The 17,688-nt window shown below is 73.8% G+C and carries 18 protein-coding genes and 1 other RNA gene; 9 read left to right on the plus strand and 10 right to left on the minus strand.

The features are described from left to right. Window positions 1–384 precede the first annotated feature (384 nt). A complete protein-coding gene (locus tag ACFYYJ_RS40465; RefSeq protein ID WP_389139824.1) occupies window positions 385–1,410 on the plus strand; it encodes a small ribosomal subunit Rsm22 family protein in 1,026 nt (341 codons plus the stop codon). On the opposite strand, the gene ddaH is transcribed toward ACFYYJ_RS40465, so the two are convergent. Then, window positions 1,407–2,288 carry a dimethylargininase gene (ddaH, locus tag ACFYYJ_RS40470; RefSeq protein WP_385364692.1) on the minus strand — a complete coding sequence of 294 codons (882 nt, stop codon included), beginning with the start codon at window positions 2,286–2,288 and terminating at the stop codon, window positions 1,407–1,409. The two genes, ACFYYJ_RS40465 and ddaH, sit on opposite strands and share 4 nt — an antisense overlap. 72 nt (window positions 2,289–2,360) lie before the next feature. Here ddaH and ACFYYJ_RS40475 point away from each other — a divergent pair, with 72 nt between their 5' ends. Beyond that, window positions 2,361–2,972 carry a TetR/AcrR family transcriptional regulator gene (locus ACFYYJ_RS40475; protein WP_385129861.1) on the plus strand — a complete coding sequence of 204 codons (612 nt, stop codon included), beginning with the start codon at window positions 2,361–2,363 and terminating at the stop codon, window positions 2,970–2,972. Between the two features lie 169 nt (window positions 2,973–3,141). Beyond that, window positions 3,142–3,891, plus strand: a complete 750-nt coding sequence (locus ACFYYJ_RS40480) for a bifunctional DNA primase/polymerase (RefSeq protein WP_385129863.1) — start codon at window positions 3,142–3,144, stop codon at window positions 3,889–3,891. A 103-nt stretch (window positions 3,892–3,994) separates the two neighbouring features. Here the strand turns inward: ACFYYJ_RS40480 and yaaA are convergent, their stop codons facing one another. Next, the gene (yaaA, locus tag ACFYYJ_RS40485; RefSeq protein ID WP_389139829.1) at window positions 3,995–4,798 is read right to left on the minus strand and encodes a peroxide stress protein YaaA; all 804 of its coding nucleotides are present in this window, start codon (window positions 4,796–4,798) and stop codon (window positions 3,995–3,997) included. Between the two features lie 124 nt (window positions 4,799–4,922). Between yaaA and ACFYYJ_RS40490 the strand changes: the two genes are divergently transcribed. Continuing rightward, window positions 4,923–6,365 (plus strand): RNB domain-containing ribonuclease, encoded by a 1,443-nt coding sequence (locus tag ACFYYJ_RS40490; RefSeq protein WP_389139832.1) that lies wholly within the window; start codon window positions 4,923–4,925, stop codon window positions 6,363–6,365. On the opposite strand, the gene ACFYYJ_RS40495 is transcribed toward ACFYYJ_RS40490, so the two are convergent. After that, window positions 6,355–7,194 (minus strand): hypothetical protein, encoded by an 840-nt coding sequence (locus ACFYYJ_RS40495; RefSeq protein WP_389139836.1) that lies wholly within the window; start codon window positions 7,192–7,194, stop codon window positions 6,355–6,357. The two genes, ACFYYJ_RS40490 and ACFYYJ_RS40495, sit on opposite strands and share 11 nt — an antisense overlap. Next, the gene (locus ACFYYJ_RS40500) at window positions 7,191–7,925 is read right to left on the minus strand and encodes a MerR family transcriptional regulator (RefSeq protein WP_389139839.1); all 735 of its coding nucleotides are present in this window, start codon (window positions 7,923–7,925) and stop codon (window positions 7,191–7,193) included. Before ACFYYJ_RS40500 ends, ACFYYJ_RS40495 begins: the two co-directional genes overlap by 4 nt. 78 nt (window positions 7,926–8,003) lie before the next feature. Here ACFYYJ_RS40500 and rnpB point away from each other — a divergent pair. Together rnpB and ACFYYJ_RS40510 are read left to right on the plus strand one after the other, a co-directional pair. After that, window positions 8,004–8,405: RNase P RNA component class A (rnpB, locus tag ACFYYJ_RS40505), an RNA gene on the plus strand. 247 nt (window positions 8,406–8,652) lie between these two features. Further along, complete coding sequence (locus tag ACFYYJ_RS40510; RefSeq protein ID WP_385129870.1) at window positions 8,653–8,994, plus strand: hypothetical protein; 342 nt, start codon at window positions 8,653–8,655, stop codon at window positions 8,992–8,994. A gap of 4 nt (window positions 8,995–8,998) precedes the next feature. Here ACFYYJ_RS40510 and ACFYYJ_RS40515 read toward each other — a convergent pair whose 3' ends face one another. The 3 genes from ACFYYJ_RS40515 to ACFYYJ_RS40525 are packed head-to-tail and all read right to left on the minus strand — an operon-like array spanning window position 8,999 to window position 12,041. Next, window positions 8,999–10,444: a bifunctional RNase H/acid phosphatase gene (locus ACFYYJ_RS40515; RefSeq protein WP_389139843.1), complete on the minus strand. Its 1,446-nt coding sequence runs from the start codon at window positions 10,442–10,444 to the stop codon at window positions 8,999–9,001. Beyond that, on the minus strand, window positions 10,444–11,187 hold the full coding sequence (locus tag ACFYYJ_RS40520) for a zinc ribbon domain-containing protein (protein WP_384748084.1): 744 nt from the start codon (window positions 11,185–11,187) through the stop codon (window positions 10,444–10,446). Before ACFYYJ_RS40520 ends, ACFYYJ_RS40515 begins: the two co-directional genes overlap by 1 nt. Further along, complete coding sequence (locus ACFYYJ_RS40525; protein ID WP_385129874.1) at window positions 11,184–12,041, minus strand: Nif3-like dinuclear metal center hexameric protein; 858 nt, start codon at window positions 12,039–12,041, stop codon at window positions 11,184–11,186. Before ACFYYJ_RS40525 ends, ACFYYJ_RS40520 begins: the two co-directional genes overlap by 4 nt. Window positions 12,042–12,261: 220 nt before the next feature. Here ACFYYJ_RS40525 and ACFYYJ_RS40530 point away from each other — a divergent pair, with 220 nt between their 5' ends. Beyond that, entirely contained in the window at window positions 12,262–13,332 is a 1,071-nt protein-coding gene (locus tag ACFYYJ_RS40530) for a hypothetical protein (RefSeq protein WP_389139847.1), read from the plus strand. A 34-nt stretch (window positions 13,333–13,366) separates the two neighbouring features. Further along, a complete protein-coding gene (locus ACFYYJ_RS40535; RefSeq protein WP_389139850.1) occupies window positions 13,367–14,008 on the plus strand; it encodes an HAD family hydrolase in 642 nt (213 codons plus the stop codon). Window positions 14,009–14,080: 72 nt separating this feature from the next. Here ACFYYJ_RS40535 and ACFYYJ_RS40540 read toward each other — a convergent pair whose 3' ends face one another. The 3 genes from ACFYYJ_RS40540 to ACFYYJ_RS40550 are packed head-to-tail and all read right to left on the minus strand — an operon-like array spanning window position 14,081 to window position 17,032. Continuing rightward, complete coding sequence (locus tag ACFYYJ_RS40540) at window positions 14,081–15,022, minus strand: 3-oxoacyl-ACP reductase (RefSeq protein ID WP_385129879.1); 942 nt, start codon at window positions 15,020–15,022, stop codon at window positions 14,081–14,083. Between the two features lie 33 nt (window positions 15,023–15,055). Further along, window positions 15,056–16,132, minus strand: coding sequence for a Zn-dependent alcohol dehydrogenase (locus tag ACFYYJ_RS40545; RefSeq protein ID WP_385129881.1), 1,077 nt, complete (start codon window positions 16,130–16,132; stop codon window positions 15,056–15,058). 27 nt (window positions 16,133–16,159) lie between these two features. Continuing rightward, a complete protein-coding gene (locus ACFYYJ_RS40550) occupies window positions 16,160–17,032 on the minus strand; it encodes a MaoC/PaaZ C-terminal domain-containing protein (protein WP_385129883.1) in 873 nt (290 codons plus the stop codon). A 207-nt stretch (window positions 17,033–17,239) separates the two neighbouring features. On the opposite strand from ACFYYJ_RS40550, the gene ACFYYJ_RS40555 reads away from it, so the two are divergent. After that, on the plus strand, window positions 17,240–17,593 hold the full coding sequence (locus tag ACFYYJ_RS40555; protein ID WP_384733474.1) for a DNA-binding response regulator: 354 nt from the start codon (window positions 17,240–17,242) through the stop codon (window positions 17,591–17,593). Window positions 17,594–17,688: the final 95 nt, after the last annotated feature.

A 17,688-nucleotide genomic window follows, 5' to 3' on the forward strand; every position in this document is an offset into this window, starting at 1 on the left:
TCCGCTGCCGCTCCCCGTTCGACGCCCGAGGAGGTGCCCCGGCGCGCGCCCGACCCCGACGGCCCACTCCCCGGCCCGGGCCAGGGTGCCGCTGCACGGAGCCGGTCCCCTACCCGCCCTTCCACCGTTCCCCGGGGCTCCGCCCCGGATCCCGGTCCTCAAACGCCGGACGGGCTGAAACGCCCGCGCCTCAAACGCCGGCGAGGCTGGATGCGGCCCGCTCGCCCGTAGGGCAATTCCAGCCCCGCCGGCGTTTGAGGCGCGGGGGCCCGGGGGCAGAGCCCCCGCAGCGGCGCCGCACCCGGCCGTCCGGCGGGGCCCACCGGCGGCCCCCGACCGAGGAGACGGCCCTGGCCGGGAGGCCGTTCGGCGTAGGATTCGGAGGTGAATCAAGCCCCCGCCCCCACCACCGCCGAGACCCTCCGCACCGCACTCGGCGGTCTCCTCGACGGCCTCCCGCCCAAGCAGGCCTCCGCCGCCGTCGAGCGGCTCATCGCCAGCTACCGGGGGCAGACCCCGACCGACTCGCCCGTGCTGCGAGACCGTTCCGACGTCGCGGCGTACGCGGCGTACCGGATGCCGGCCACCTTCGAGGCCGTCCGCTCCGCCCTCGACGCGCTCGCGGAGGCCGCCCCGGACTGGGCCCCGGCCTCGCACGTGGACGTCGGCGGCGGCACGGGCTCGGCGACCTGGGCGGTGGACGCCACCTGGGACGGCCCCCGCGACACCACGGTCCTGGACTGGGCGGACCCCGCCCTCAAGCTCGGCAGGGAGCTCGCGCAGGCCGCCCCCTCCCCCGTGCTCCGCGCAGCGGACTGGCGGCGGGCCGTCATCGGCGCCGGGATGACCGTCCCCGACGCCGAGCTCGTCACGGTCTCGTACGTACTGGGCGAACTCACCCCGCAGGCCCGCACGGCGGTCGTCGCCGAGGCGGCCCGCGCCGGCCAGGCCGTGGTCCTGGTCGAGCCGGGCACGCCGGAGGGCTACCTCCGCATCCGCGAGGCCCGCGACCAGCTGATCGCGGCCGGATTCCACGTCGCCGCCCCCTGCCCGCACGACGGCACCTGCCCGATCGAGGTCGGCCGGGACTGGTGCCACTTCTCGGCACGGGTCAGCCGGTCCTCCCTGCACCGCCAGGTCAAGGGCGGCTCGCTCCCGTACGAGGACGAGAAGTTCAGCTACGTCGCCGCGACCCGCTTCCCCACCCGGCCGGCCACCTCCCGGATCACGCGGAAGCCGCAGATCCGGAAGGGGCTCGTACTGCTGGAGCTGTGCGGCCGGGAGGACGAGGGCCTGACCAAGGTCAACGTGACCAAGCGCCACGGCGACCTGTACAAGGCCGCTCGGGACATCGAGTGGGGCCACGCCTGGCCCCCGCCCTCCGACGACGACGGTGCCCGCGACGCCTAGGGCCGCAGCTCCTGCGTGCAGCACTTCACGCTGCCGCCGCCCTTGAGCAGCTCCCCCAGATCCATCGGGACCGGCTCGAAGCCCCGGTCCCTCAGCGGCGCCAGGAGTCCCGTCGCCTCCTGGGGGAGCAGTACGTGCCGGCCGTCCGAGACGGCGTTCAGGCCGAGCGCCGCCGCGTCCGCCGTCTCGGCGATCAGCGCGTCCGGGAAGAGCCTGCGCAGTACGCCCTGGCTGCCCGGTGAGAAGGCCGCCGGGTAGTACATGATCTCGTCGCCGTCGAGGACGCAGAGCGCCGTGTCCAGGTGGTAGAAGCGCGGGTCCACCAGGTCGAGGCCGATGACCGGGCGCCCGAAGAACTCCTGCGCCTCGTCGTGGGAGAGCGGGCTGGAGCGGAAGCCCCGGCCGGCCAGGATGTAGGTGGCGGTGACGGCGAAGTCGCCCTCGCCCTCGTTGACGTGGGACGGCTCGTGGACGTCCCGGTAGCCGTGGTCGCGGAACCACGCGAGGTGGATCTCGGCCTCGGCGGCCCGTTCCGGGTAGGCGAACCGGGCGCCGAGCACCCGGCCGTCGACGACGAGGGCGCCGTTGGCCGCGAAGACCATGTCCGGCAGCCCGGGGTCCGGGACGAGGGTCTCGACGGTGTGCCCGAGGGCGCGGTAGCGGTCCCTCAGGTCCTCCCACTGGGCCAGGGCGAGGGGCAGGTCCACCGGTTTCGTGGGATCCATCCACGGGTTGATGGAGTAGGTGACCTTGAAGTGTGCCGGTGGGCACATCAGGTAGCGCCGGGGTGTGGCGTCTCTGCGCAAAGAAGGCTCCTCACGACTTACGACGTCGGCATGCGACGAGTGTGGAGAGAATCGTCTCTCCTCAGGCCGCACACCGCAGTGAACTGATTGGGTGGTTTACCGGGCAAGCAGGAGACGAGACGTCTCGGTTGGTAGTTTCGAGCCATGACCAGGACCCCTGACGCCTCCCGCCGCAGCGACCGCTCCCGGCGCGCGATCCTCGACGCCTCGCTCGCCCTCGTCGGGGAGGTCGGCTACAACAAGCTGACCATCGAGGCCATCGCCGCCCGCGCGGGAGTCGGCAAGCAGACCATCTACCGCTGGTGGCCGTCGAAGGCGGCGGTCCTCCTCGACGCCTCGCTGGCGCTGGCCGGGGAGGCGGAGGGCGAGGCCGAGTGGAGCGGTTTCCCGGACACCGGGGACCTCGCCGCCGACCTGAAGTCAGTCCTGCGGGCGACGGTGGACCAGTTCAACGACGAGAAGTACGCGGCCCCCGCACGCGCCCTGACGGCGGCCGGAGCCGCCGATCCGGAGCTCGGCGCGCAGTTCACCGAACGGCTGCTGGAGCCGCAGCTCGCCCTCTACGAGGCCCGGTTGCGGACGGCCCGCGAGGCCGGGCAGCTCGCCCCGGACACTGATCTGCGGTTGACGGTGGAGATGCTCGTGGGCCCGCTCACCTACCGCTGGCTGCAGCGGACGGGGCCGCTGACGCACGCCTTCACGGACGCGCTGGTGGACCGGGTGCTGGGCGGGGTGGCCAACGTCACCGCCGGTTGAATCGCGAACATCAGGCGGCGATACGTCCCATTCATCCGCCTATACATCGGTTTTCAGCCACCCCATACCGGCCCCCCGCTCGTCAAGACCGGTCACCCGGGGCTCAGGATGGTGGGACCATGTGAGGGTCTGCCAGGGTCCGCAGGGGCAAGGTTTGGTGAGGGGATAGATGGGGTCTGAGTCCGGCCGCGTCACGCGCGGCGCGCAGAGCAGGATTTCCCAGTGGCTGCTGCGGCGCCGGAAACCCGCGGCGGAAGACCCCGGGCGCGAGCGCGAGGCGCTGCTCCTCTCGGTCGCCGCCGCCGGTCTGCCGCTGGCCCCCGCCGCCCATCCGGCCGGCTACCGATGTTCGTGCGACCGCATCGGCTGTCCCACGCCGGCCCGGCACCCGCTCTCCTTCGCGTGGCAGACCCAGTCGACCACCGACCGTGCCCAGGTCGAACGCTGGGCCCGCAACCAGCCCCAGGCCAACTTCGTCACCGCGACCGGCATGGTCCACGACGTGCTCGACGTCCCGCTGGAGGCCGGCGCCGACGCCCTCGCCCGCCTGCTGGAGGCCGGCATCGAGGTCGGCCCCGTGGCCGAGTCGGGCGGCACCGGCGACCAGGCCCGCATGCTCTTCTTCACCGCCACCCGCGGCACCCCCGAGGACGAGGACGAGTGGTGGCCCTGCGAACTGGACTGCCACCCCGAGACGATGGACGAGCACCCGGGCCTGCGCTGGCACTGCCGCGGCAGCTACGTCCTGGTCCCCCCGGCGGCCCTGCCCGGTGACCACGCGGTGACCTGGATCCGCGGCATGGAACACGCCCTCCCGGACCCGCTCACCCTGCTGGAAACCCTGACCGACGCGTGCGCCCTGTACGCGGGCACCGCGCCCCAGACCCCGTCGGCCGTCGCCTGGCCCTTGGGCCGCTAGGGCCATCGGCGGGCGCGGGCAGATCCAGCCCCTCCGGCGTTTGAGGAGCGGGGTGCGGGGCGGAGCCCCGCATCTTCGAGCCGCACCCCGACCCCGCGGCGCGTCAGTGGTGGATCTGGGTGACCACCACGTCCAGGGACCACGCCTTGCCCGCCTTCGCGGGGGCTTCCGCCTCGACCACGTAGCCCAGGTCCCGCAGGGCCTCGACCAGCTCGCCCGGGCCTGCCGGCACGGCTCCGGCGAGCAGCAGGTCGCGGACCAGTCGGCCCTTCGTGGCCTTGTTGAAGTGGCTCACCACCGACCGCTTCTCCACGCCGTCCACCATCTGCGAGTGCAGCACCCGCACGGTCGCCGTCCGCCCGGCCGGCTCGCCCTTCGGCTTCCAGGCCGTCGCGTACGCCGCCGACCGCAGGTCCAGTACCAGCCCGTCCCCGGCCGCCTCCGGCATGACCTCCGCCATCGGCCCCCTCCAGTACGCGCCCAGCGCCCCCAGCCCCGGCAGCTTCACGCCCATCGAGCAGCGGTACGAGGGGATCCGGTCGGTGGTCCGGACCGCGCCCCACAGGCCCGAGAAGACCAGCAGCGAGTCCTCGGCGAGCTTCCGCGCCGGCTCCGGGAGATCGGCCAGGCCCAGCGCGTCGTACAGCACGCCCGTGTAGATCTCCCCCGCCGGGCGGGCGGCCGCGGTGCGCAGTTCCAGGTTCTTCGCCACCTCGCCCCGCAGGCCCTCGCTCAGGCCCAGCACCTCGCGCGCCTTCTGCTCGTCGGCCCCGCACAGCCCGACCAGCTCCTCCAGCACCTCCGCACGGGCCGCGGCCAGTCCGGGCAGCGACAGCTCCTGCGGCTTCAGGGGTGCGCCGGAGCCGCCGGCGGCCTTTCCTTCGGACGGCGGCAACAGCACGAGCACGGTGGTTCTCCTTCGGTACGACGCGGAGCAGGGGATGCGGCCCCCGAGCCAGGGTAGACGGCCCCGCCCCCGCCGCCCCACCGCTCGCCGTGCCGGACGGGCGGCCCGCCCCTAGGCTCGATCCATGCCACGCCGTCAGATGCACATGACCGGCGCAGACGGGGCTGCCCTGCGGGCCGCGCTGCGTGAACTGCGGACGAAGCTGGAGGTGCCCGGGGAGTTCCCGGCGCCGGTCCTCGCCGAGGCGGAGCGGGCGGCCGCGCACCCCCGCCTCCCCGAGCAGGACAGCACCGACATCCCGTTCTTCACCATCGACCCCCCGGACTCGGTCGACCTCGACCAGGCCGTGCACCTGGCGAAGCGGTCCTCCGGCGGCTACCGCGTGCACTACGCCATCGCCGACGTCGCCGCGTTCGTCACCCCGGGTGGCGCCCTCGACGCCGAGGCGCACCGCAGGGTCACCACGCTCTACTTCCCCGACGGGAAGGTCCCCCTGCACCCGGCCGTCCTCTCGGAGGGCGCGGCCAGCCTGCTGCCCGACCGGACCCGCCCGGCCCTGCTGTGGCGGCTCGACCTCGACGCCGACGGCCGGGTCGAGACCACCGACGTGCGCCGCGCGCTGGTCCGCAGCCGGGCCAAGCTCGACTACGACGGCGTCCAGAAGGCCATCGACTCCGGCACCGCGGAGGAACCCGTCGCCCTCCTCAAGGACGTCGGCCGGCTCCGCGAGGCCCTGGAGCGGGAGCGCGGCGGCATCTCCCTGAACGTGCCCGAGCAGGAGGTCGTCGCGCGGGACGGCTCGTACGCCCTGGCCTACCGCGCCCCGCTGCCCGCGGACGGCTGGAACGCGCAGGTCTCCCTCATGACCGGCATGGCCGCCGCCGACCTGATGCTGGCCTCCGGCACCGGAATCCTGCGCACCCTGCCGAACGCGCCCGACGGCGCCGTCGGCAGGCTGCGGCGGGCGGCGAAGGCCCTGCGGATCGACTGGCCGCACCACGTCCCGTACGCGGAGCTCGTCCGCTCCCTCGACCCGCACCGCCCCGCCCACGCGGCGTTCCTCCAGGAGTGCACCGCCCTGCTGCGCGGCGCGGGCTACACGGTCTTCAGCGGCGGCGAGACCCCCGACCCGGCGATCCACTCCGCGGTGGCGGCCCCGTACGCGCACTGCACCGCGCCGCTGCGCAGGCTCGCCGACCGGTACGCCGGCGAGCTGTGCCTGGCGGCGGTGGCCGGGGCCGAGCCCCCGCGGTGGGCCGTGGAGGGCCTCGCCGGTCTCCCCGAGCGGATGGCCGAGGGGGCCCGGCTGGCGAACACCGTCGAGCGGGAGTCCGTGGACCTCGTCGAGGCCGCCGTGCTGAAGGACCGCGTCGGGGAGACCTTCGACGCCACGGTGATCGACGTCAAGGAGCGGGAGCCGCTGGTGGGAACGGTCCACCTGGAGGAGCCCGCGGTGGTCGGCCGGGTCGAATCGCCACAGTCGGCGCTGCCACTGGGCGAACGCGTCCGGGTCCGCCTGACGCAGGCGGACCCGGGGACGGCGAAGATCCTCTTCGCTACGGTCTGACGGGCCGGCCCTCCCGGAGGGCCGCGACCAGGGCCCGCGGCTCGTCGGCGTGGAAGCGGACGACGCGCGCCTCTCCCCGGGCCCCGAGCGGGCGGGTGAAGGGGAGGGGGCGGGTCAGCTCCAGGGTCACCGTGGTCTGACCGCCCACGATCAGGTCGAGCACCCCGTCCTCGGAGACCGTCACGAGCCGGCCCTCGGGGTAGCGGCGGTCCACCCGTACGGAACCCACCGCGTCCGGCGGCACGACGAGGTCGAACAGCGCCCCGTAGCGGATCCGCAGGAACCCGTCGGAGCGGACCACGTGCGGCCGGGTGACGCAGGCGGCGTGCAGGGCGAGCACGAGCAGGACCCCGTAGACGTCGAGGACGAGCACCACCCGGTGCACGGTCGGCCAGGGGATGAGGAAGGACAGCGCGACGGTCTCCACGACCGCCACGAAGACCATCCCGTACATCATGGCGGTCTGCGGCCCCGTGTACGCGGCGGCGAGGTCCCCCTCCCGCACCCCGTGCCTGCGGCGCACCGCCCACCACCCGAGCGAGGCCGCGGCCCGCAGCTCGTGCCGCACCAGCCGCCGCACCTGCACGGGCACCACGGCCCGCACGGCCGCCCTCCGGGCCTCCCCGCGCTCCGCGCCCCGGCGCCGCTCGGCCGCGTACGGTCCGCGCAGCACCCGGACTTCCAGTAGCAGCACCCCGAGCACCAGCACCTCGGCCGCGGCCAAGGCCCACCCGGGGAACCGGACGCCGGCGGCCAGGCACACCATCAGCCCCAGCTCCGCGGGCACGACGCAGGCGACGACGATCCGCGCCGCGCGTATCGCGCTCATCCCCTCCCCCTCTCCATGAAGGCCTCCATGACCCGGCGTACGACCTCCGCCTGCGCGGGGGCGTACTCGGCGAGCAACGCGTCCCGGAAGCCGGCCACGACCACCCCGTCCGAGGGGACGGCCGCGAACACCTCCGCGGGCACGGCGGCCACGAACTCCGCGGCCAGCCCCGGGATCCGCGGGTCGTCGGCGGGTGCGTCGGCCAGCTCGTCCAGCCGCTCGTACAGGGCGAGTACGGCCGGATCGGCGGCCAGCGGTCCGAGCGCGGCGTAGAGCTCCTCGCCGCCCGCGCCCGAGGCATCGAGGAGTTCCAGGTGCTCGCGGTCCATGGCCGCGGAACGCGAAGCGGTCCGCGGTGCCTTCGCCAGCAGCGCGGCGAGCGCGGGCGACAGCGGCTCGGCCTCCCCGGGCCCGGCGGCCAGCAGCACGGCGAGCCGTCGGCGGCGCTCTGCGATCTCGGCCTGCTGGCGGGCCAGGTCGGCGTCCAGTTCCTGCAGTACGTCGGCCAGTTCGCGGCCGGCGTCGTCGGCGAGGACGTCCCGCACCTCGTCGAGGCTCAGCCCGAGCTCGGTGAGCCGGCGCACACGGGCCAGCAGGACGGCGTCGCGGACCCCGTAGGCCCGGTAGCCGTTGAGCCTCCGCTCCGGCTCCGGGAGCAGCCCGACATGGTGGTAGTGCCGGATCGCCCGGGTGGTGACCCCGACGAGCGCGGCGATCTCTCCGATCCGCATGGCGTCCAGTAGAAACCCTGCCGCTGCGTCAAGGTCAAGCGCGACGTCCGCCCCAGGTAACATGGCTCGCACGGCAGACGAGTCGGCCGGGCGGCCGCGTCGGGATCCCAGGATCCCGCCGAGGAACGTCCGGGCTCCACAGAGCAGGGTGGTGGGTAACGCCCACCCGGGGTGACCCGCGGGACAGTGCCACAGAAAACAGACCGCCGGGGGCTTCGGCCCTCGGTAAGGGTGAAACGGTGGTGTAAGAGACCACCAGCGCCTGAGGTGACTCAGGCGGCTAGGTAAACCCCACCCGGAGCAAGGTCAAGAGGATCCGTCCCCGGACGGGTCTGCGCGGACGATCGAGGGCTGCTCGCCCGAGTTCGCGGGTAGACCGCACGAGGCCGGTGGCAACACCGGTCCTAGATGGATGGCCGTCTCCCCGGCGACCGCGAGGTCACCGGGTGACAGAACCCGGCGTACAGGCCGGCTCGTCTGCCGTTCCCACTCCGTTCGGGGCTGGAGCGACCACACCGCCCCCGGCCCGCCGGTCCGGCCGTTTTCCGCCGCTGCGCGGGCCGCTGCCCCACGTCGGCGGGCGGCTCGCCTCATCGTCACCCTGCCCGCGGGCGTCCTCGCCCCGTGACCCAGGCCCGCCGAGATCTGCCGCGTCCCCGCCCCCCTGCGCCGGGCGGCGGGTGAGGGCGTCTATCGGCGGAGTGCGCCGTGGGGCACCCTCGGATCCATGACCGATCACCGTGCCACCGCGGCCGACGCCGCCGCGCTCATACGCGACCTCGCCGGAGCGACAGGCGACCCCCTCAAGGCCTACGCGACTCCCGCCGACATCACCGCCGTGACCGAGAGCCTGGGCGAACTCGCCCGCCATCTGAAGACCGCGCTGGACCAACTGGCCCAGCACATCGAACGCCGTGACGACTGGGCCGACGCGGACCCGGCGCAGCGCCGGCGGCACGCGCAGAAGGCGGGCGGGAAGGTCCGCTTCGCCGGCGCCCAGGCGCGGAACGCGGCCGAGGCCCTGGACCTGGCGGTCGAGGCCCTCGGCCGGCTCAGGCCCGCGCCCTGAGCGGCTACCGCAGGTGCGCGGTGTCGTTCAGGAGGCGGACCGAGGCGTTCCCGTCGGCGTAGTAGGCCACCGCCGAGAGGGAGGCCGCGGAGAGTTCCATGCGGAACAGGGCCTCCGGCGGGGCGCCCAGGGCGAGGCGGACCAGGATCTTGACCGGGGTCACGTGCGTGACCAGCAGCACCGTGCGGCCGGCGTGGGCGGCGAGCAGGCGGTCGCGGGTGGCGGAGATCCGCCGGGTGGCCGCCATGAAGCTTTCGCCGCCGCCCGTGGGGGCCGCCTTCGGGGAGTCCAGCCAGGCCTGGAGGTCGTCCGGGAAGCGCTCCTGGACCTCGGCGAAGGTCAGGCCCTCCCAGGCGCCGAAGTCCACCTCGCGCAGGCCGTCTTCGACGGTCACGGTGAGGCCGAGGCGGGTGGCGACCGCCTGCGCGGTCTCGCGGCAGCGGCGCAGCGGGGAGCTGATGACCGTCTGGATCGTGCCGCGGGCGGCGAGTGCCTCGGCCACCGCGCCGGCCTGCCGGCGGCCGGCCTCGGACAGTTCGGGGTCGCTGCCCCCGCTCCCCGAGAACCGCTTCTGCGGGGTGAGCGCGGTCTCGCCGTGCCTCAGGAGTACGAAGGTCGCGGGCGCGCCCATGTCCGGGCCCCAGCCGGGAGTCGCCGGGGCGGCGGCCACGGCCGTGGTCTCGGAGGCCTCGGAGTCGAGGCAGGGCTCCAGCATGGCCTGGGCCTCGGGAAGCGCCCCGCCGTCCGTGAACAGCACGTCGGCCGCTTCCTGGACCCGGTCGGCCGAGGCGCGCGCGGCGCCGGAGGAGGCGGGCGCCGCCGCACGGCCGCGCGTGCCGCCGCCGGAGGCGCCCGGCGTGCCCGCCGGTCCACCCGCGATGCCGCGTGCGGCCTCGGCTTCCGGGTCGGTGGTCCGGGTGCGGCCCGAGGCGAGGGCCGCGCGGGCCGCCGCCGCGCCCGCGGCAGCGTCTCCCGGCGGCCCCGACGGAGTCGCGAAGACGGCGGTGGAGGCCGACGGCTCCCACTGCCGGCCGCGCTTGCCCGCGTCCATCGCCTCGTTGGCGAGCCGGTCCGCGTGCTTGTTCCGCTCGCGCGGGATCCACTCGTACGACACCTGGGAGGCGGGCAGGATCTTCGCCGCCTCCGCCGCCAGCGGCCTCATGTCGGGGTGCTTGATCTTCCAGCGGCCCGACATCTGCTCGACGACGAGCTTGGAGTCCATCCGGACCTGCACCTGCGCGTCCGCGGACAGCTCACGGGCGGCCTTGAGCCCTGCGATCAGGCCCTTGTACTCCGCCACGTTGTTCGTCGCGACGCCGATGAACTCGGCGCGCTCGGCCAGCGTCTCCCCCGTCACCGGGTCGAGGACGACCGCGCCGTAGCCGGCGGGCCCCGGGTTGCCCCGGGAGCCGCCGTCCGCCTCCACGACGAACCGGACAGGGCTCTGCATCAGATGCCCGAGTCCGCCGTACGGACCAGGATGCGGCCGCAGTTCTCGTGACGCACGACCTGCTCGCGGGTGGCCGCCTTGATCTCGTTGATCTCGGCCATGTCGAGCTCCAGTCGGCAGCCCTCGCAGCGGCGCTGGTACAGGCGCGCGGCGCCGACCCCGCCCTGCTTGACGCGGATCTTCTCGTACAGGGCCATCAGGTCGGTCGGCATCGAGCCGACGATGACCTCGCGGTCCTTGGTGACCTTGGCGGCCTCGGCGTCGAGCTCGCCGGTCGCGGCGTCACGGCGGGCGGTGGCGTCGGCCAGCTTGGCCTCCAGCGCGGAGACCCGCTCCGTCAGCTCGGTGACCCGCTCCTGCGCGCCCTCCAGGCGCTCCATGACCTCCAGGACCACGTCCTCCAGGTCGGCCTGGCGCTTGGCGAGGGACACGACCTCGCTCTGCAGGTTGGCCAGGTCACGGGCCGAGACGCCGACGCCGGAGTCCAGTCGCGCCTGGTCGCGGGCGGCGCGCTGGCGCACCTGGTCCACGTCCTGCTCCGCCTTGGTCTGCTCGCGGGCCGCGTCGCTCGCCTGCGTCTGCGCGGCGACGAGCAGGTCGCGCTGCTGGGTGAGGTCCTTGGTCAGCGAGTCGACCTCGGTGTGCTCCGGCAGCGACTTGCGCTTGTGGGCGAGCTGAGACAGCCGGACGTCCAGGGCCTGGACGTCGAGAAGTCGGATCTGGTCGGCGGGCTCGGCGTTCAGTTGGGGGCTCCAGAGGTAGAAGGGGAGGTGACGGACGGCGCGTGCGCCGTCCAGGGGTCGGTGACCGTGCGCGAGACGTGGGTCCGCAGGCCCCAGCCGTTGCGCTCGGAGATCGCGTCGAGTTGCGAGGCGGCCTGCTCGCACCAGGGCCATTCGGTGGCCCAGTGGGCGGCGTCGATCAGGGCGAGGGGGCTCTGCTCGCGGGCCTCGGACACCGGGTGGTGGCGCAGGTCGGCGGTGAGGTACGCGTCCACGCCCGCGGCGCGGACCTGCGCGAAGAGGCTGTCGCCGGAGCCGCCGCTGACGGCGACCGTACGGATGATCGCGTCGGGGTCGCCCGCGACGCGGATGCCCTGCGCGGTGTGCGGCAGCCAGGCGGCGGCGCGGGCGGCGAACTCTCGCAGGGTCTCGGGGTGGTCCAGTTCGCAGAGCCGGCCCAGGCCCCGGCGGCCGTTGGGGTCGGTCGGGTCGGGCACGAGCGGGCCGGTGATCCGCAGGTCCAGGGCGCCGGCGAGGGCGTCGGAGACTCCGGGGTCGGCGGTGTCGGCGTTGGTGTGGGCGACGTGCAGCGCGATGTCGTTCTTGATCAGCGTGTGCACGACGCGGCCCTTGAAGGTGCCGGCTTCGACGGTGGTGGTGCCGCGCAGGTAGAGGGGGTGGTGGGTGACGACCAGGTCGGCACCGAGCTTCACCGCCTCGTCGACGATCTCCTGTACGGGGTCCACGGCGAACAGCACTCGGGAGACCTCGGCATCGGGGTCGCCGCAGACGGTGCCGACGGCATCCCACTGCTCGGCCCGCGAGGGGGGCCAGAGAGCGTCCAGCGCGGCGATGACTTCAGAGAGACGGGGCACGGGCCAAGGCTACCGTCCGGGGCGACCGTCCCTGTCAGGAGAACCACCTGCCCGGCCCGGCCGCCCCGTCCTCGCCGCCGCCGGCACGTCGCACAGCACAACCGCCACCTCCACCACAGGCGAATCGGCGACCGGACACCCGTATGTGTGAAGCGGAGTTGGCGGTGCCGTCCGGCGGGAACCGCGAAAACTAGCTTCCTCGTCGGAGGTGAGGGCCCAGATGACTGTCTGTGCCATCGATGTGACGACCACGGCTCCGTTCACGATCACCGTGGACGGTACGTACGCCGCCCGGCTCGCCGGAGAGGGCGAGGCGTACTACGCCGAGCGCTGGACCCTGTCCGGGTCCGAGGCGTACGCGGTGCCGCTGCCGCTCGCGCAGCCCGAGGAGGGCGACAGCGAGGTGCTCGCGCTGACGGACGGGCGGGTGCTGATCCACCGCCGGGTCGCGGAGCGGCACGCCTTCGCGCTGCTGTACCCGACGGGGGCCGAGGCCGGACCCCGGACCGGGGAGCTCCAACTGGGAACGGTGGAGGCGGAGGAAGGGCTGGAGGTCCGGCTGCTCGCGCCGTGCCCGGACGGGCTCGCCGCGTTCGCCCTGGCCGTGTCGGACACCGAGACGACGGTGTGGCAGGTGGCGGGCGGCCCCTTCGCCCGGGTGGCGCGCGTTCCCGGCCGCTGCTCCGGCGGGGTCTGGCTGGACCGGGCGGGCCGGATGCTGGCCCTGGACCGGGAGCTGGAGGGCACGGTCAAGGCCGTCGCGGTGGACGTGGGGCGGGGCGGCGAGGTCTCCCCGCTGCTCCAGATCGCCGAGGACAGCGAGGACCGGCTGCTGTTGGCCGACCCGGACAGCGGGCTGCTGCTGATCCGCTCCGACGCTCCGGGCGAACCGCGCCTGGGGTGGGGGGTGCTGGGCAGCACCCGTCCGGTGCGCTTCCCGGAGTGCCTGCGGCTGGACGAGGAGGCGACCCCGTTCGCGGCGCAGCCGGGCCAGGCGCTGATGCCGGAGAGCTGCGGGGTCGCGCTGCGGGTGGGCGAGGCCGGGATCGCCCTGTGGCGTCCCGCCGACCGGCACGTCTTCCGGCTCGGCGGTCCGGCCGGCTGGCTCGGCGGGACGGGCCTGTGGACGCCGGAGGGCCGCCTGCACCTCCCGTACACGACGCCGCAGGCCCCCTGCGGGATCCTCGGCGTGTCCCTCCCGCCGCCCCCTCCCCCACCGGTCCACGTGGACCCGCCCCCGGCCCCCGCCACGGCCCCCCGTCCGGTGCCACTGCAACAGGCCCCGCTGTAGCGGTTCGGAGCGGCGGCCGTGATAGGCAGGCCGGATGACGACCACTCGGGAATCCGCCGCGCCAAGGCCCTTCGACGCGGTGCTCTGCGACCTCGACAACGTGATCCGGTTCTACGACACGAGCGGCCTGGCGGAACTGGAACGAGCCGCCGCCCTGCCCGTGGGCACCACCGAGGAAGTGGCCTTCAGCCCCGAGCTGGACGGCCCGGCGCTGCTCGGACGCGTCACCGTGGCGCAGTGGGTGGAGTCCGTCGCCACCGCGCTGGCGGCCGGCGGCGGCATGTCCGGCGCGACGGCACGGGCGCTGGCCACGGCCTTCGCCGAGGCACCGTTCGCGGCCGACGAGGCGGTGGTCGGTGTACTGCGCGCGGCACGGGCGGCGGGGCTCGTACTGGTCCTGGTGACGAACGCGACCCAGCAGTTGGAGGACGACCTGGTCTCGATGGGACTGTCGGACCTCGCGGATCACGTCGTCAGCAGCGCCCGGGTGGGCGTGGCCAAGCCGGACCGGGGGATCTACGAGATCGCGGCCGGGAGGGCGGGCGTCGCACCCGAGCGGTGCCTGTTCGTCGATGACCGCCGGGAGAACGTCGAGGCCGCCGTGGCCCTCGGGATGACCGGCGTGCACTACCGCGAGCCGGCCGATCTGCGGGCCGCGCTCGGCTTCCCGGCCTGACCTCGGCCGCGGACCCCGGGAGGACGCCCGGGCGGCGGGAGGATCCCGCCGCCCGGAGCGCGACGGAGCTGATCAGCCGTGCTTGAGGCCGAGGACCTCGGCCGCCGCGAAGGTTTCGTTCGCGGGGCGGGAGTCGTAGTGCGGGGTGAGCAGCTCGTCCAGTTCCTCGAAAGAGAAGGCCTCCTTCGAGGTGTCGAACTTGGCCGCGACCTTGGGGCGTTCCATCACGACCACGATCCCGCCGTGCACGACGAACAGCTGGCCGTTGGCCTTCGCCGAGGCCGGCGAGGCCAGGTAGCCGACGAGCGGGGAGACGTGCTCGGGCGCGAGGGCGTCGAGCTTGCCCTCCTCCGGGACCTGGAAGCCGGCGAAGACGTCCTCCGTCATCCGGGTCCGGGCGCGCGGGCAGATGGCGTTGGCGGTCACCCCGTACTTCGCGAGGGCCAGGGCGGTGGACGTGGTCAGGCCCACGATGCCGCCCTTGGCCGCCGCGTAGTTCGGCTGGCCGGCCGAGCCGCCGAGGAAGGCCTCGGAGGAGGTGTTGACGATCCGGCCGTAGACCGGGCCGCCCGCCGCCTTCGACCGCTCGCGCCAGTGCACGGACGCGAAGTGCGTGGTGTTGAAGTGGCCCTTGAGGTGGACCCGGATCACCGAGTCCCACTCGTCCTCCGACATCGAGAAGACCATCCTGTCGCGCAGGATGCCCGCGTTGTTGACCAGGATGTCGAGCTTCCCGAAGCTGCTCACCGCCAGGTCGACCAGCTCGCGGGCCTGCTCGAAGTCGGCCACGTCGCCCAGGTGCGCCACCGCCCGGCCGCCCGCCGCACGGATCTCCTCGGCCACCTCCTCCGCCGGGGCGGCCGAGGCCTCCCCGGAGCCGTCGCGCCCCGGCTGCCCGAAGTCGTTGACGACCACGCTCGCGCCGAGCCGCGCGAGCTCGACCGCCTCGGCCCGGCCGAGCCCGCGGCCCGCGCCCGTGACGATGGCGGAGAGTCCCTCAAGTGGCAGTGACATCCGTACGGTTCCCCTCGGAGTTGGCAGAACGGGTCAGATTTCGATGCAGGTGCGCAGGGCGACGCCGGTGCGCATCTGGTCCAGGGCGTCGTTGATCTCGGCGAGCTGCACCCGGTGGGTGATCAGGCTCTCCAGGTCCACCCGGCCGGCCCGCCACAGGGCGATCGTGCGGTCGTAGGAGCGGAGCACGTCCCCGCCGCCGTACATCGACGGGAGGATCTTCTTCTCGTCGAAGAAGAGCGAGAACATGTCGACCTGGTAGTTGTCGTCGAGCGCGCCCGCGCCGACGATGACGACGCTGCCGCCGCGCCGGGTCATCTTGTAGGCGGTCTGCGCGGTGGCGGACTTGCCGACGACCTCGAAGACGTAGTCGAAGCCCTCGCCGCCGGTGATGCGGTTCTTGGCGTCGTCGAAGGCGTCGGGCGCGACGGCCTCCGTGGCCCCGAACCTCAGGGCCGCCTCGCGCCGGGACTCCACCGGGTCGACGGCGACGATCTGCGCCGCGCCCTGGACCTTGGCGCCCTGGATGACGGAGATGCCGACGCCGCCGCAGCCGATGACGGCGACCGAGGCGCCCGCCTCCACCTTGGCGGTGTTGATGGCCGCGCCGAGGCCGGTGGTGACCCCGCAGCCGATGAGGGCGGCGATGTCGAACGGCACGTCGTCGGGGATCGGGATGGCGCAGGCGGCCGGTACGACCATCTCCTCGGAGAAGGTGCCGGTGCCGGCGAAGCCGAAGATCTCGGTGGCCGCCCGCTTGAAGTTGGGGGTGGCCACGTTCCCGAAGGCCTCCAGGCACAGGTGCCCCTGGTTGCGCTTGCAGGCGGGGCAGTGGCCGCACGGCGGCAGCCAGCAGACGAGGACGCGGTCGCCGATGTTGTGGCTCGTGACCCCGTCGCCGACGTCCACGATCACACCGGAGCCCTCGTGGCCGGGGATGAAGGGGGCGGGCTGGGGCAGTACGCCGCTCATCGCGGACAGGTCCGAGTGGCACAGGCCGGTGGCCTTGATGCGGATCCTGACCTTGCCGGGGCCGAATCCCACGGCCTCCATGTCGTCGACGACCTCGAGCTTGTCCTGGCCTATCTCGCTCTGCAGTGCTGCGCGCACGGTGCGGCTCCTTCCACGGGGTCTGGATTACGCGTGTTCGACGACGGTGTCGGCGAGGACCGGCGCGTCGTCCCGTTCGACGGCGGTCACCGACACCAGGACCCGGCCGGGCTCCTGCCACATCCGCATGCGCAGCGTCTCGCCCGGGAAGACGATCCCGGCGAAGCGCGTGCGGTAGGCGCGGACGCGGGAGACGTCCCCGCCGAGCGCCGTGTCGACGACGGCCTTGAGGGTCATCCCGTACGAGCACAGGCCGTGCAGGATGGGCGTGTCGAAGCCGCCCAGCTTGGCGAACTCGGGGTCGGCGTGGAGGGGGTTCCAGTCGCCGGAGAGCCGGTAGAGCAGCGCCTGGTCGTCCCGGATGTGCCGCTCCTCGACGCGGTCGGGGGCACGCTCGGGCAGTTCCTCCTTGGCGGAGGGCCCGCGCTCGCCGCCGAAGCCGCCTTCGCCCCGTACGAAGATCTGCGCGTCGCTCGTCCACAGCGGCCCGTCGGCGTCCTCGACCTCGGAGCGCAGCACGATGACGGCGGCCTTGCCCTTGTCGTAGACGGCGGCGACGTTGGAGCTGGAGGTGGCCCGCCCCTTGACGGGGATGGGCCGGTGCAGCCGGATGGAGTGGCCTCCGTGCAGGACCATGGCGAGGTTGACGTCGATGCCGGGGGCGGACAGGCCGCCCAGCATGGCCATTCCGGCGCCGGCGACGGTCGCGAAGCTGGGCAGCACGTGCAGTTTGGATTCGAGGGTGTAGCGCAGCTCGTCGGGGTCGGTCGCCAGGCTCTGCCCGCCGCGCGCGGCGCCCGCGCCGAGGCCGAGGTGGTAGAGCTGGATGTCCTTGTGGTCCCAGGCGATGTCCCCCTTGCGGGGGTCGGCGGCTAGGGCCCTGGCGGCATCGATCGGCATGAGGATGCTGCTCCCTGTTCTTGGTTCTTCTTGGAAGACCTCGGTGCGGCCGTCCGCACCGTCGGCCGCACCGAGGTCGCATGCGGACCGGTTTTAGAACGCGTTCTAGGACCGGTGAGGGAATGTATAACGCACGCCCCAGCAGTTGGGAAGAGCGCCGGCCCCATGTGCTGACTCCACGTCAGTTACTCTTCCGGCGTGAGCGAAATGCCCGTGAACCACCGCCCCGTCCGGTCCCTGCGGGTCCTGCTGGATCCGCCCGATCCGGCCCTGGCCCTGCGGCTCGGCCTCCAGCCGGACATCGAGGTCGTACGGGACCTGACGGCGCGTCCGGCGGTGGCGCTGGTGGAGGAGGTCGCCACCGCGTCGGCGATCCTCGCGGACGACCCGGAGTGCCGGGTCCTGGTCATGACGGGCTCGGCCCATCCGGGCCTGGCCGAGGCGGTGCTCGCCGCCGGCGCGGCGGGCCTGGTGCTGCGGGACGGGCCGCTGGAGGAGTTGGCCGATTCCATCCGGCGGGCCTCGATGGGCGAGACGGTGATCGACCCGGTCCTGGGGTGAATCCTTTTCCGGGCCCCCCGCCTCTTGTGTGTGTCCCGGTGACAACGCCGGGACACACGTCCATGACCTGGAGGTCGTAGTGGTCTACGTCATCG

This window comes from Streptomyces sp. NPDC002467, from assembly GCF_042889825.1.
Classification (GTDB): domain Bacteria; phylum Actinomycetota; class Actinomycetes; order Streptomycetales; family Streptomycetaceae; genus Streptomyces.